We start from the raw sequence: 13,644 nt of genomic DNA on the forward strand, positions 1-13,644 counted from the left end.
GTGTCAGAAAAATGTTCGACTCTGAGAAAAGATACAAAGTGGCAGTGATTGGCAGTGGTATCAGCGGCATCAGTAGTGCATGGTTTCTCAGTCAAAAGCATGAAGTTACTTTGTTTGAGAAAAATCCAACGCTGGGTGGGCACACCAACACGCTCGATGTGACTTTGGCTAACGGCGAGCAAATACCCGTGGATACAGGCTTTATTGTGTATAACGAGCCTAATTATCCCTTGCTTAAAGCCATGTTTGCTCATTTAGAGGTGGCTACTTATCCGACGGATATGAGTTTTGCCGTCTCCATTGATCAGGGCCGCTTGGAGTATGCCGGTAATAATCTCAACACATTATTTGCTCAACGCAAAAATGTATTTTCAGTTCAGCACTGGCACATGATTGTCGATATTTTACGTTTTAATAAACTGGCTAAAAACGATCTTGTACAAGGTTTGCCTAAGCACTTTACCCTCGGCGATTACTTGGCTGAAAACGGTTTTGGCCAGACCATGCAGCAAGATTATTTATTGCCCATGGCAGCAGCCATTTGGTCCTGTCCAACCGAAACCATGCTGAAGTTTCCCGCACAGAGCTTCCTGCAATTTTTTGCCAATCATGGTTTGTTGAATGTGAATGACCGCCCACAATGGCGCACGGTGATCAATGGTGCACGCACCTACATAGAAAAAATCATCGCCCTCAATCGCTTTGCTGTGCATCAATATGCTGTGACGGATGTAGCGCTGGCTGAAAAAGCTGGGCAAACAGTGTCGCTGCGTAGCAGTGACGGGCAAAGTCATGTCTTTGATCAGGTGGTGTTTGCCTGTCATGCCGACGAGGCTTACGCCCTGCTCAATGACCCAATATTTGATTTGTTGCAGAACTTTAGCTACCAACACAACCGTGCGTGGTTGCACACAGATCGAGCGCAAATGCCTAGCAAAGAAATGGCCTGGGCCTCGTGGAATTATCTCAGTGGTAAGAACTACCAAGCTGAGCGTGCAGTAGCTGTGACCTATTGGATGAACGCATTGCAACCGCTGGCAACACAAGAAAATATCTTTGTTACTTTAAACCCAATCGTTGAGCCACGCGCTGACTTAGTGCTTAAAACCATTGATTACCAGCATCCGGTGTTTGACCCGCAAGCTATGCACGCGCAAGCGCAGTTGCCCAATATTCAAGGGCTGAAAAGTTGCTGGTTTGCTGGTGCTTATGGCGGTTATGGCTTCCATGAAGATGGCCTTGCTAGTGCGGTACGCTTAGCCAAACGTTGGCAGATTGATCTGCCCTGGGAGGCTGTATGACTTCGCAACTCTATGTTGGCCAAGTGGCACATGCGCGTAAAAAGCCGGTGCAGTATCGCTTTGCCTATCGCACCTTCAGTATCAAAGTGGATCTGGATTGCATTGAGCAAGAAGCACAGCAGTTGCGCTGGTTAAGCCTCAATCGTTTTAACCTGGTCAGCCTCAATTATAAAGATCACGGTGCACGCGACGGCACGCCATGGCGGCAATGGCTTGATGGCTTTTTAGCGCAATATGGAATTGAGCGCCCAGCGCGCGCTGAGTTGGTGTGTTATCCGCGCGTGCTCGGTTACGGCTTTAACCCGCTATCCATGTGGTATGCCTATGATGCTGGCAATCAGCTGATCGCCATTATTGCTGAGGTCAGTAACACCTTTGGTCAGTGGCATCACTATGTACTCAAGTTGAGCGGTTGCAGCGCAAAAACCATTGAGGCGCAGGCTGAAAAAATCTTCCATGTTTCACCTTTTATCGCTATGGATGCGCGCTACCATTTTCGTTTTGGGGCACCGCGCGACAAGGTTTTCACCAGTATTCGCGAAACACGCCAAGGGGTGGAGTTCTTTAGTGCCAGTGAAGCGGGGCGTGCCTTGGACCTTACTGACCGCCACTTAATTAAGCAGGTGGGATTTGCGCCATTGAGTATGCTTAAAGTGATTGCTTTGATTCATTGGTGGGCCTTAAAGATTCTAATAAAAGGCGGCAAATTCCATCGCACGCCTAAGCATTTAGAGGGTATTCAGTACAGCCATTCGGAGATGACACTATGTTAACGCGCACACAAAGCTGGCTGCTTGGCTCATCCTGTGCACCCAAACGAGCCGCTTGGTTACTTAAACACCTGCCGTTTGACCGTCTACAGCATGGCTCATTAACGGTCAGTATTGGCGATCAACAGCGCCGCTTTAATGGTGCCAGTGCGGGTGTGCATGCAGAGCTGATTATTCACAAACCGCTTAAGTTTATTTGGTTGTTTTGTAGCCAAGGTGAGCTGGGTTTTGCTAAAGCTTATGCTGATCAACTGATTGATACGCCGTGTTTGCATACGTTGTTGCGATTGGGCGCTGCTAATGAGCAAGCACTCAGTGATACACGCTTGGGTTTTAATTGGTTTTATCAGCGTTTTTTAAAGCGCCATCGCAACAATCATAATTCGATTGAGAACAGCCGTGACAATATCAGTGCGCATTATGATCTGGGTAATGATTTCTACCAGCTGTGGCTGGATGAAACCATGAGCTATTCCAGTGCGTTATTCTCCCAACCTGCGCAACCAATGGCGCAGGCGCAAGTGAATAAATATCAGCGTATTCTTGATCAGCTGGATTGGCAGGAAGGCGATCATATTCTCGAAATTGGTTGCGGCTGGGGCGGTTTTGCTGAGCGCGCAGCGCAGCGAGGCTGCCAAGTGACCGGAATTACCTTATCTGCAGAGCAGCTTGAGTTTGCCCAACAGCGCATGCAGCGCCGAGGTTTGACAGAGCACGCGCAGTTGCAGCTGATGGATTACCGTCATCAGCAAGGTCAGTTTGATCATATTGTCAGTATTGAGATGTTTGAAGCCGTTGGTAAAGAGTATTGGCATCAGTACTTCACTCAGCTTAAACGCTTGCTAAAAAAGAATGGTAAAGCTGTGCTGCAAATCATCACCATTGAAGAGGCGCGGGCTGAGCGTTATCAAAATGATGTTGATTTTATACAGATGTTTATTTTCCCCGGTGGCCTTTTGCCGTCTAAACAACAGCTGCATCAGCTGGCGCACGCGCATGGATTTACTGTCAGTAATGAACTGTCATTTGGCCAAGACTATGCGCGCACATTGCAGCTTTGGCAGGCGGACTTTGCAGAGCATAGAGAAGAATTGCTAGCGCTAGGTTATGACCAACGGTTTCAGCGCATTTGGCGCTATTACCTTGATTATTGTCGTGTCGGTTTTGAAACCCAGTCGACCGATGTAGTGCAACTGACGTTGGAGCATAAGCAATGAGCATACGCAATTATTTATTCGCCCTCGGTGCTGTATTGCTGCTTGCAGGTTGCAGCGGCCCCAAGCTGCAAGATTATGCGCAGACAGAGCCAACGCTTGATTTGTTTAGCTACTTTGCTGGAGAAACCCAAGCTTACGGCCAGTTTCAGGATCGCTCAGGGCAGGTTAAACGCCGCTTTAAAGTGGCAATTACCGGCACCGTCGAAGACGATGTGCTGACCTTGGATGAACGTTTTGTTTATGACGATGGCGAGCTTGAACAGCGTATCTGGGTGATTAAGCGCCTTGCAGATAATCACTACAGTGGCACTGCAGGCGATGTGATTGGTGAAGCAGTGGGGCGCAGTGCGGGTTCGGTGTTCAGCTGGCGCTACACCTTAGATCTGCCTTATAAAGACAGCAGTATCCAGGTGAAATTTGATGATTGGATGTTCTTGCAATCCGATGGCGTCATGCTCAACCGCGCCCAAGTCAGCAAGTGGGGTTTTAAAGTCGGTGAGGTTACCCTGTTTTTTAGCAAGGCAGGGTTATGAGAATCCTGTGCTGCGTGTTCTTGCTAGCGCTATCCAATTTGGCTAGCGCTCAGTTAACTGAGGCCGGTGCCGGAACAGCGCGCTGGGGTTTCTTTAAAGTCTATGATGCGCAGTTTTTCACCACAGCGGGCGTGACACTCGAACAAGCGCTATCTGAGCAAACGCCAGCACGCCTTGAGTTGTGCTACGCACGTGAGTTGTCGGTAGATAATTTCATTGAAGGTGCGCAGCGAGCTTTGCCTGAGTCTTTACCAGCAGAATTAGAGCGCGCTGTTAGTCGTTTGCATGCGGCTTATCAGCCGGTTAAACAAGGCGATTGTTACCATTTGGATTTTCAGCCAGAGCAGGGCACTTTTTTAGTGCTCAATGGCAAAACGTTGGTGCAAATTGATACGCTAGGCTTTAAAGCCTTGTATTTCGGCATTTGGTTGGGCGAACAGCCTTTGTCTGCGCCGCTTAAGCGCAGTTTAATTGCTGGATTAAAACCCTGATGGCTTAAATCGTCGCCAAGATCAGCTTGGGTCGGTACACTTATCGGCGGCTGCATAAGTTGTGTACATGTTTTATTATTCAAAAAATTATTGAGTGTGATGCCTAATGAGCGATACAATCGAGCAAAACGCACTGTACCCCATCCGCGAAGTGGCTCGGTTGACTGGGGTGAACCCTATTACCCTGCGCGCTTGGGAGCGCCGTTATAACCTGATTGAGCCTGTGCGGACTGAGTCAGGGCATCGGCTATATACTCAGGAACATATTGATTTTCTCCACGAAACATTGCGTTTAATGGATGAAGGCGTGCCTATCAGTCGGGTTAAATCGGTGATCAGTGACGTCACGCCACGACCAGCGCCCGCTACAGCAGCAGTCTCAAACGATGATAGCCAGCAGTTGTTGGAAAAGATTTGCCAGGCTGTCAGTCAGCTGCAGGTGCAAAAACTTGAACGTTTATTGGATCGCTTATTTGCTGATTACAGCCTCAATGCCATGCGTATCCTGTTAGCTGAAATAGAGCAGCAGTTACAGCGCAATGAAAACAATACAGTGTTGTTTGCCTTTTGGCAGAGCAGTTTGATTCGTCGATTGCAGGTGCGCTTACACAGTTTGCACTGCCAGCCAGTGCTGCCGAGCAAACGCATTGTTATTCAAAAAGCATCACACAGCTCGGCATACTTAACCAAGTTGGTGGCGTTATTTTGCTTTGAGCAAGGCTATCAGTCCATTGAGCTGGACGAGACAGTGAGCTTGGAGCAGGTGTTTGCCTCAGCTAAGCCTCTAGCTGTACAGGCGGTGCTGTTTATTGATGATAAAGCCGACGCGGCTGCACAATGGATACAATGTTTTAAAAAATATGCCTCGATGCGTACCTGGGTGTTTGGCAATGAGGCCTTAGCCGATATCCAGCCACCGAGTGTCAACTGCGAGCTGCGTGCCTGCGCGCAGTGGTTTACGCCGCTGAACTTATAGGGGGTTTGACAGTTGCTCGCTCAGCTTCTGAATGGTTTCATGTGCGGCTTCTAATTCTAGGGCCAGCTCAACTTGGGTGGTGACATCCTTTTGAATGCCGATGTAATAAGTGATTTGATCGAGCTCGTCATAGAAGGGCGTAACACTGAGTTCGTTCCAAAAAACTGAGCCATCTTTACGGTAGTTTTTCAGCACAGTACGCACTGGCGCTTGCTCGTCAATGGCGTGGCGGATGACTTTCACTGCACCAAGGTCAGTGTCCTCACCCTGCAAAAAGCGGCAGTCCTGGTAGAGAATCTCATCTGCGCTATAGCCAGTTAAGCGTTCAAAAGCCGGATTTACATACACTAAAATAGTGTCTTCACCTTCTTTTTCCGCGATGACGATGCCGTCTTGAGCAGACTCTACCAACTGTAATAAAATTTCATTACGCAAATTAAATCGTTTCATGAGATGCCCTATCAGATCGTTAGCGCATTCTAGCAAGCTAGGCCAACCTTTCAATCACTGGTTAGAGTAAATATGCACTGATAAACACTTGTGCACAATTTGCTGGCCGATAAATACTTTAGCTTCAATTGTTTCTATGGCTCTTTATAGAGCCTTTGCTCTGACTAAGTGGTTGAATTTATAGGTTATTTTTAATTGATCAAAAAACGCTCAGAGTTTGCTTGGGTTGATGCATAGGCTGTTTGCGTGATCGCTAAACAGAGTATGCACAGAGTTATCCACAGGCTCTGTGCATAACTGCAAAAGCGCGCTGTTGCTCAGTTTGATCTTTTCTGTACCGCTGCAAGCTGAGCAAAATTTCGCGCAAAGCTCGGCTCGCCTAAACAATGCCAACAGCGCGCTGCGTGATTGGCAAGAAGCCATGCACAACACCGATATTGCGCATCAAAAATACCGTGATGATCGCTATGTGGCAGCGTTATCGATACTCGCTAAGCACGTCAAACATCTGTTGTATTTAGCGCGCGCAGTGACGCCTGGGAACTATGTGGTGGTGTCAGTGCAAGCGCAGTCGATGTATCACCCTGAGTGGCAAGTCATTAGTGCGAGCATTGAAACGATGCTGATCAATTCTCATTAATAGTTTGGCAAATGGGTTGTTTGTGCCTCGGCATTTGTCAACCCGAAAAGCCATAAAATAATTTAAAAAATGTGCGCTTATTCTCTTGATATTTACTTTGTATTTGTTAGGCACTAATAAGTTGTGCACATTTATACAGGTGTTTTTTAACAAGACTTTGCTGGTTGCTTTAAAGCCTATCTATTTACTTCTTGACTTTATAAGCTGTTGATTTTAAAGGCTTTTTAAAGTTGGTGAAAAAAACATCAGTTTGTAGCAAAGCCCCGTATTGTGGCTGCCAAACGCATTTGTCAGCATGTTACTCACAGAGTTATCCACAGGCTTTGTGGATTGTTTTTGCAAACCCGCATGTACTATAGCTTTGCGTGCTATCGACATGTTTAATGTGGTGTCGTGACGGTTAATTTAGACCGCTTGGGGAGGCTATATAAAATATTTTTCGCTGCTGATTAATCGCTGAACACAAACCTGCGTTGCAATACAGGGCGATCTTCTTGTTGCGCTGCTGTGCCCGAAAATGAGTCAGTGTGGTGTTGCTGCATAAATATGTCTGCGCGCTATTTTATGTAGACGTATACCCAACATTACCGCTGCGCAACTGAGGCCGACAATCAAGCCTTGCCATAAGCCTGCAGGCCCTTGGGCTAAGCCAAACTGATCGGTGAGGCCCAGCATATAACCAACTGGCAGACCGACAGCCCAATATGAAAACAGGGTAATGATCATAGTGATGCGTGTGTCTTGATAACCGCGCAAAGCACCGGCTGCAGTGACCTGGATGGCATCGGAGAATTGAAAAATAGCAGAGTAAACAATCAGCGAGGTCGCAACCGCTAATACTGCGGCATCGGGGGTGTAAATACGGGCAATATGCTCACGTAATAAAAACATATAACTGGCAGAGACGCAGGCACATATCAGCCCTGTCGCCATTGCTACCCCAGCTGAGAAGCGTGCTTGACGAGGACGGTTGGCGCCCAGCGCTTGGCCCACACGAATAGTGGTTGCCATCGCCAGTGAATAGGGAATCATAAACACCAGTCCGCTGAAATTCAGGGCAACTTGGTGACCCGCCACCACGTTAGCGCCGAGCCCGCCAATCAAGAGTGCAATCACTGAAAACAAGCTGGCTTCAGCAAAGATCGACACGCCAATGGGTAAGCCTAGAGCTAACAGGCTTTTTTGCGCAGGCGATTGTGGCCATTGAAAACGTATAAAGATTTGACTGGATTTATAATAGGGCGCCCAGCGTACCCAGACAAACATGGCGATCATCATAAATGCCATGACAAAAGCCGTGGCCCAGCCGCAGCCGACGCCACCCATTGCCGGTAAGCCTAGGTGGCCGTTGATGAAAATATAATTGAGCGGAATATTGAGCAGCAAGCCTAGAATGCCAATCACCATACTCGGGCGGGTTAAGCCTAAGGCATCGCTGTAACAGCGAAATACCAAATAAATAGCGACAAAAGGGAAACCGCAGGCGACCGCACGCAAATAGCCCATCGCAGGTTTAATCAAAATGGGATCAATGCCCATGGCCTCCATCAAAGGCTGAGCATTCCATAGCAGCACGCCGAGTCCGCAGCCCAGCGCTAAACCGAGCCATAAGGCTTGGCGGACTAAATAGCCCATCTCCAGTTCAGCACCACGGCCAAAGGCATGTGACACTTTGGCTGTGGTGGCCAGTAAAATACCGCTCATTAATAAGAAAATAGGCAGCCACACCGAGTTACCTAAGGCCACAGCAGCCAGATCGTTAGGGCTAACGCGCCCGGCCATTACCGTATCGACAAAGCCCATCGCGGTGTTGGCCAGCTGAGCAATAATAATGGGTATAGCAAGCTTGAGCAGAACACGCCATTCGGCAGTGACACGTTGGTAGCGGGAGACAGTGGACATACAAAACAGCCTAAAAATAAAGCCTATACAGCAAGTTCTGCTGCGCAGTGCGGATGTGATAGGTGGTGCGAGCAGTAGGTGAGAAACAGGCTAGCAGCGCGTATAGTTTACTCTGTTGTGGTGATCGTTAGGTAGCTATCATTACGCTTTAAAGCAGCGTTACAGACTTTTAAACCACCAAGAGGATATATAAGTGCGCATATTGGCTGATGAAAACATTCCGATGCTTGAGGTGTTTGAGCGTCATGGCCAGTTGCGCCGTGTTGCTGGGCGCAGTCTTGATCGAGCTGTGCTGGCGGATGCCGAGGTGTTGCTAGTGCGCTCGGTAACTCAAGTTAATCAGGCATTACTGGCCGGATCACAGGTGAAGTTTGTCGGTACCTGCACCATTGGCACTGACCATTTGGATTTGGCTTACTTGGCTGCAAACAACATTGGCTGGGCCAGCGCGCCGGGTTGCAATGCACGCGGTGTTGTTGATTATGTGCTGGGATCGCTACTGACTTTAGCGGAACGTGAAGCTGTTGATCTGGCACAGCGCTGTTACGGCGTGGTCGGAGCAGGGCAAGTGGGTGAGCGCCTGGTGCAGGTGCTGCGTGGTTTAGGTTGGCAGGTGTTGGTCTGTGATCCACCGCGGCAGCAGGCTGAGGGTGGTGATTATGTTGATTTAGCGACCTTGCTGACGCGTTGTGATGTGATCAGTTTGCACACACCGTTAACCGCGCAAGGCGACAACCCCACGCAGCACTTAATCGGCGCAGAGCAGTTGCAAGTCTTAAAGCATGGCGCTTGGTTGGTCAATGCCAGCCGTGGTGCAGTCGTGGATAATCAGGCGTTAAAGCAGCTTTTAGCACAGCGTAATGATGTGCGTGCGGTGCTGGATGTGTGGGAAGGTGAGCCGCAAGTGGATGTTGAGTTAGCGCAGCGCTGTGATATCGCCACCGCACATATTGCTGGCTATAGTCTAGACGGTAAGATTCGTGGTACCGCGCATATTTACCAAGCGTTTTGTGAATACTTCACTGTGCCTGCTAAGACCACTATTGAGTTTCCAGCGCAGACCTTATTGGCCATGCAATTAGCGGGACACATTAGCGTGACTGATGCGCTAAGGGTTTTGTGTCGTGCAGTATATGACCCGCGCGCTGATGATGCAGCCTTTCGTTTGAGTTTACAGGGTGATGCGGCGCAGCGTCGTGCGGCCTTTGATCAGGTGCGTAAAAACTACCCTGTGCGCCGTGAGATACCTGATTTGCAGGTACAGATTGATGCACCAACAGCCGCGCTTAGGCAGATGATTGCTGCTTTAGGTATCACGCTTTAGTCTTTTATTTATTTGTTCAGTGCCTCTTGAGTACCTGTTTGCTCAGGCCAGCAAGAGGTGCTGATACTGCGCTCAAGAGGCCTTAAGTCTGTTAGGGCTCAATGTGCCCAACATGCAGTAATTTCATGGTGTTGGTGCCACCGATCATATGGTAGCTGTCGCCTTTGGTTAGAATCACCCAGTCGTCTTTTTTGACAATCCCGCGCTTGACCAGCTCTTCTACTGCCGCATAACTCACGGATGTTGAGCGTGCAGCGCTTGGGTCAAATGGCACGGTATACACGCCTCTAAATAAAGCAACGCGTGCTTGGGTTTGAGCGGATGGTGCAAATGCATAAATGGGCATTGATGAGCGAATACGCGACATCACCAGCGGGGTATAACCGCTCTCGGTTAGGGCGATAATGGCTTTAACCCCCGGGAAATGATTGGCGGTATACATCGCAGCTAAGGCAATGCTTTCATCCCAGCGCTCAAACTGCTGGCCAATACGGTGTGCTGAGCGGCGCATGATTGGGTTTTTCTCAGCTCCCAAACAGACGCGTGCCATGGCGGCGACGGCTTGTACAGGGTATTCACCGGCTGCGGTTTCTGCTGAGAGCATCACCGCATCAGTGTAATCCAGTGCAGCGTTGGCTACATCTGAGACTTCAGCACGGGTTGGCATAGGGCTGTGAATCATCGACTCCATCATTTGCGTGGCGGTAATCACGGCTTTATTTTGCCTGCGTGCGGCAGCGATGATTTTCTTCTGAATACCCACCAATTCAGCATCACCAATCTCAACAGCTAAATCACCGCGCGCCACCATCACCGCATCGCTGGCGCTAATCAGACCATTTAGCGCCTCATCGTTTATCACTGCTTCAGCACGTTCAATTTTTGCCACCAGCCAGGCATGACACTCAGCTTCTTTGCATAAGCGCCGTGCGAGGTTCATATCCGCAGCATCACGAGGAAAAGAGACCGCTAAATACTCAAGGTCCAACTCTGCGGCCAAACCAATATCGTGTTTATCTTTGTCGGTCAGTGCAGGTGCAGTTAAACCGCCGCCGCGACGATTGATGCCTTTGTGGTCGGACAGTGGGCCACCAACAATAACGCGACAATCCAGCGCGTCAGCTGTCACATCTTCGACTTGCATAACGATGCGACCATCGTCGAGCAAGAGTTCATCGCCGATACTGCAGTCGGTGACTAAATCAGGGTAGTCAATGCCGACCACCTCTTGATTACCAGTGTCGCGCGGATGGGTGATGGAAAATCGAAAGGCGTCGCCAGCTTGCAGTTGAATTTTTTTATCAGTGAAGCGAGCGATACGAATTTTTGGGCCTTGCAAATCACCAAGTAGTGCAACATGGCGATTGAGTAGAGCCGCCTGCTCACGGATCAGTAACGCACGCGCACGATGCTCATCAGCATTGCCGTGTGAAAAGTTTAAGCGTGCGACATCCATGCCGGCGAGAATCAGCTGCTTAATAATGTCAGGTGAACTGCTGGCTGGGCCAATGGTGGCAACGATTTTAGTGCGACGCAAATCCATGTCGAGGCTCCTGTATAAGATGAAAAGATAAAAAAATCCGCCCAGCGTTGTAAAACGCCAGGCGTTGAGTGTCTTACTGTGCCGGACGGGGAGGCTTGATCACCAGTAAGTCGGTTTGCACCGCCTCTAGAACGCGTTCGGCAGTGTTACCAATCAGGGCGTTTTCAAGGTTGCCGCGGGAAACAGCGCCCATCACCAACAGGTCAATGCCGTGCTCTTTAACAAACTCGGGGATGCTCTCTTCTGGAAAGCCTTCTAGTAAATGGCGATTGGTTTTTTCAATGGGGTAATCAACCATCAGTTTTTCAAAGGCTTCGCGATGGTGTTTGGCACTGCGTTCAACATACTGATCGTAGGCTGCAACCAGTTCGGTATCAAACACCATGGTGCGTGGCAGCGGCGCATAGCTGTGCATATAATCGGCCTGCATGCCTAGCAAGTCGGCTAAAGCAATGGTGGACTTAACAATTAGATGATCAAGCGCTGCAGTGCTGTCGGAGCTGTGTGTAGGGTCAACCGCTGCACAGATACGCTCACCTTTCCACTCGCCAGCACGCACCAGCCATAAAGGCACAGGACAGTGACGAATCAGCTGCCAACAGGTGTTGTTGAAGAATAAACGCTGCAATACACCATGGCTGTGTGCATCACGTAGTACTAAATCAGGATTAATTTCATTAATGCGCTGCAGAATCATAGTGTATAAGGGCTTGCCCCAGCGTGCTTCCGTGGTCACGCTAATGCCCGCGTCACGCAGCGGTTGGGCGAGGGTGTCGAGCCATTTTCTTTGGTTTTCCAGCAGTGATTCGCGGGCTTTTTTTTGCGCAGGGCCGTCAAAAAAATAACCGCCGTCTAGGGCAGAGTTGTATTCACATAGCAGTAACTCAACAGCTGAATTTGAGTGCTTAGCAACCCATGTTGCACGCTCAAGTGATGGCTGAGAGTCGCCTGAGGTCGGATCAATAACCACTAAAATTTTATGTAATTCCATGATAAAGCTCCTAAATGATGAACGGTCAAACTGCTGATAACGATAGAGCATCTGTTTAACGCAGCTCCCTTAACATGCTTGTTTACAAGTATAACTGTTTTGTAAGGGCAAGAGGTTACTGCTGAAGCTGAGTTGCTCTACTGTTTTACAGCACTGTGCTTAATCTTAAAGTGTGATTAATAGTGCCCAGATTTTTTTATCTTTAAATATTGACTGATCAGTTTGGCGGTCAGCTGGCTGGGTCTTACATCTAATAGGTCAACACCTTGGTTTAAAAGTTTTTGCTGATTGTGCTGACGTGTTTGCAAGTAGTCGATGCCACCGCAATATAACAAGGCTTGCTGGTAGTTCTGCACAGGCTGCGAGCGTAGCTGATCTAAAACCTCTTCGCGCAAACTGACCAGTAAGGTGCGGTGATGTTTTTTTAGAAGCTGCATAGCAAGGATTAAATCACTGTCAGCTTCATCGGCAAGGCTGCTGATCACAATAACCAAGGCGCGGCGTTTTTGTGTGACTAACAGTTGCTGCACGATGGCGCTATAGTCAGCGCTGTTTTGCGTGGCTTGAATGTCGTAGAGATTGTTAAGTAATACTGACATTTGCGCTTGGCCCTTGCGCGGGGCAATGATGCGCTGATGGCCGGCAAAGGTCTGTAGGCCCACGGCATCACCTTGACGCAGTGCTGTGTAGGCTAACAGTAAGCAGGCATTGAGGGCGTGATCCAAATGACTGAGCGGGCCGTCTTGGCTGCGCATGCTGCGTCCGCAATCAAGTAAAAAGATAATCTGCTGATCACGTTCATCTTGGTATTCACGGGCAATGGGTGTGCGTTTGCGTGCAGTGGCTTTCCAGTCGATCTGTTTGAGGCTGTCGTCAGTGCGAAACTCACGCAATTGATGAAACTCAAGCCCACTGCCGCGCCGTTGTTGTTGCTGGACACCAAGTTGGCTCAGCCAATGTTCACTGGCTTGTAACTGGCCGCTTTGCACGCGCGCAAAGTCAGGATAGACCCGCACAGTGCTGTGTTCTTTTAAAAAATGCTGCGCCGTCCATAAACCCATTGGACTGGGTAAGCGTACTGCACAACCTAAGATTGAAAAGGACCCACGCAATAGAGGCGTTAAACGGTAATGGCTGCTGCTGATATGCCCCGGCTGCAGAGTCACGCTGTAGGGCAGCTGTTCAGTTTGAAAACTATCAGGTAGATGATCAAAGCATTGTAACTGCAGGCTCTTCTTATAGTGATGGCTGAAGCTCAGGGTGACTTCAGTGCTGCGTCCTAAGGATAATGAGTGTGCCACGCTACGCTGACAACGGGGTGCTGGCATGTGATACACGCGCCATGCATCCACGGCTGCCAATAACAGGCTGACCAGTAAAAAAGCGACTAACAGGGCATCGATAGCGGCCGGAACGGCAAGCTTTAAAGCGTGCGCGCTGCCCAAGCAAATAGCCAGTAGTAGCAAGCTGCCAACGCCGATCAGCAGAGTGCGTGACGGTTTAATC

Annotated in this window: 13 protein-coding genes; 8 read left to right on the forward strand and 5 right to left on the reverse strand. The window is 49.1% G+C overall.

Going from position 1 to position 13,644, the window contains the following annotated elements:
* Positions 1–11: 11 nt before the first annotated feature.
* The 6 genes from FXF61_RS04365 to FXF61_RS04390 all read left to right on the forward strand — a co-directional run bounded on the left by FXF61_RS04365 (position 12) and on the right by FXF61_RS04390 (position 5,288).
* A complete protein-coding gene (locus FXF61_RS04365) occupies positions 12–1,301 on the forward strand; it encodes an NAD(P)/FAD-dependent oxidoreductase (protein ID WP_151184109.1) in 1,290 nt (429 codons plus the stop codon).
* Positions 1,298–2,074, forward strand: a complete 777-nt coding sequence (locus FXF61_RS04370; RefSeq protein WP_151184110.1) for a DUF1365 domain-containing protein — start codon at positions 1,298–1,300, stop codon at positions 2,072–2,074. Before FXF61_RS04365 ends, FXF61_RS04370 begins: the two co-directional genes overlap by 4 nt.
* Positions 2,068–3,288: a cyclopropane-fatty-acyl-phospholipid synthase family protein gene (locus FXF61_RS04375; RefSeq protein WP_151184111.1), complete on the forward strand. Its 1,221-nt coding sequence runs from the start codon at positions 2,068–2,070 to the stop codon at positions 3,286–3,288. Before FXF61_RS04370 ends, FXF61_RS04375 begins: the two co-directional genes overlap by 7 nt.
* A complete protein-coding gene (locus FXF61_RS04380; RefSeq protein WP_151184112.1) occupies positions 3,285–3,821 on the forward strand; it encodes a DUF3833 domain-containing protein in 537 nt (178 codons plus the stop codon). Before FXF61_RS04375 ends, FXF61_RS04380 begins: the two co-directional genes overlap by 4 nt.
* Positions 3,818–4,312: a chalcone isomerase family protein gene (locus FXF61_RS04385; protein ID WP_151184113.1), complete on the forward strand. Its 495-nt coding sequence runs from the start codon at positions 3,818–3,820 to the stop codon at positions 4,310–4,312. Before FXF61_RS04380 ends, FXF61_RS04385 begins: the two co-directional genes overlap by 4 nt.
* Positions 4,313–4,418: 106 nt before the next feature.
* Complete coding sequence (locus FXF61_RS04390; RefSeq protein WP_151184114.1) at positions 4,419–5,288, forward strand: MerR family transcriptional regulator; 870 nt, start codon at positions 4,419–4,421, stop codon at positions 5,286–5,288.
* On the opposite strand, the gene FXF61_RS04395 is transcribed toward FXF61_RS04390, so the two are convergent.
* Positions 5,283–5,723 (reverse strand): PAS domain S-box protein, encoded by a 441-nt coding sequence (locus FXF61_RS04395; RefSeq protein ID WP_151186006.1) that lies wholly within the window; start codon positions 5,721–5,723, stop codon positions 5,283–5,285. The two genes, FXF61_RS04390 and FXF61_RS04395, sit on opposite strands and share 6 nt — an antisense overlap.
* A 328-nt stretch (positions 5,724–6,051) precedes the next feature.
* Here FXF61_RS04395 and FXF61_RS04400 point away from each other — a divergent pair, with 328 nt between their 5' ends.
* Positions 6,052–6,378, forward strand: a complete 327-nt coding sequence (locus FXF61_RS04400; RefSeq protein ID WP_178087263.1) for a hypothetical protein — start codon at positions 6,052–6,054, stop codon at positions 6,376–6,378.
* Between the two features lie 522 nt (positions 6,379–6,900).
* On the opposite strand, the gene FXF61_RS04405 is transcribed toward FXF61_RS04400, so the two are convergent.
* On the reverse strand, positions 6,901–8,280 hold the full coding sequence (locus FXF61_RS04405; protein ID WP_151184116.1) for an MATE family efflux transporter: 1,380 nt from the start codon (positions 8,278–8,280) through the stop codon (positions 6,901–6,903).
* A 193-nt stretch (positions 8,281–8,473) separates the two neighbouring features.
* Here FXF61_RS04405 and pdxB point away from each other — a divergent pair, with 193 nt between their 5' ends.
* Entirely contained in the window at positions 8,474–9,604 is a 1,131-nt protein-coding gene (gene pdxB, locus FXF61_RS04410) for a 4-phosphoerythronate dehydrogenase PdxB (protein WP_151184117.1), read from the forward strand.
* A gap of 91 nt (positions 9,605–9,695) precedes the next feature.
* Here pdxB and pyk read toward each other — a convergent pair whose 3' ends face one another.
* The 3 genes from pyk to FXF61_RS04425 all read right to left on the reverse strand — a co-directional run bounded on the left by pyk (position 9,696) and on the right by FXF61_RS04425 (position 13,643).
* Entirely contained in the window at positions 9,696–11,147 is a 1,452-nt protein-coding gene (gene pyk, locus FXF61_RS04415) for a pyruvate kinase (RefSeq protein ID WP_151184118.1), read from the reverse strand.
* A gap of 73 nt (positions 11,148–11,220) precedes the next feature.
* Entirely contained in the window at positions 11,221–12,138 is a 918-nt protein-coding gene (locus tag FXF61_RS04420; RefSeq protein ID WP_151184119.1) for a universal stress protein, read from the reverse strand.
* A 176-nt stretch (positions 12,139–12,314) separates the two neighbouring features.
* Positions 12,315–13,643: a DUF58 domain-containing protein gene (locus tag FXF61_RS04425; RefSeq protein WP_151186007.1), complete on the reverse strand. Its 1,329-nt coding sequence runs from the start codon at positions 13,641–13,643 to the stop codon at positions 12,315–12,317.
* Between the last annotated feature and the right edge of the window lies 1 nt (position 13,644).

Origin of the sequence: Pseudomonas sp. C27(2019) (genome assembly GCF_008807395.1) — a bacterium.
Classification (GTDB): Bacteria; Pseudomonadota; Gammaproteobacteria; order Pseudomonadales; family Pseudomonadaceae; genus Denitrificimonas.

What these genes read in the sequence shown, in the direction of transcription:
- pyk (WP_151184118.1), bottom strand. Translation starts at nt 11,147, where the DNA reads ATGGATTTGCGTCGCACTAAAATCGTTGCCACCATTGGCCCAGCCAGC.
- FXF61_RS04375 (WP_151184111.1), top strand. Translation starts at nt 2,068, where the DNA reads ATGTTAACGCGCACACAAAGCTGGCTGCTTGGCTCATCCTGTGCACCC.
- FXF61_RS04420 (WP_151184119.1), bottom strand. Translation starts at nt 12,138, where the DNA reads ATGGAATTACATAAAATTTTAGTGGTTATTGATCCGACCTCAGGCGAC.
- FXF61_RS04380 (WP_151184112.1), top strand. Translation starts at nt 3,285, where the DNA reads ATGAGCATACGCAATTATTTATTCGCCCTCGGTGCTGTATTGCTGCTT.
- FXF61_RS04385 (WP_151184113.1), top strand. Translation starts at nt 3,818, where the DNA reads ATGAGAATCCTGTGCTGCGTGTTCTTGCTAGCGCTATCCAATTTGGCT.
- FXF61_RS04370 (WP_151184110.1), top strand. Translation starts at nt 1,298, where the DNA reads ATGACTTCGCAACTCTATGTTGGCCAAGTGGCACATGCGCGTAAAAAG.
- FXF61_RS04405 (WP_151184116.1), bottom strand. Translation starts at nt 8,280, where the DNA reads ATGTCCACTGTCTCCCGCTACCAACGTGTCACTGCCGAATGGCGTGTT.
- FXF61_RS04365 (WP_151184109.1), top strand. Translation starts at nt 12, where the DNA reads ATGTTCGACTCTGAGAAAAGATACAAAGTGGCAGTGATTGGCAGTGGT.
- FXF61_RS04390 (WP_151184114.1), top strand. Translation starts at nt 4,419, where the DNA reads ATGAGCGATACAATCGAGCAAAACGCACTGTACCCCATCCGCGAAGTG.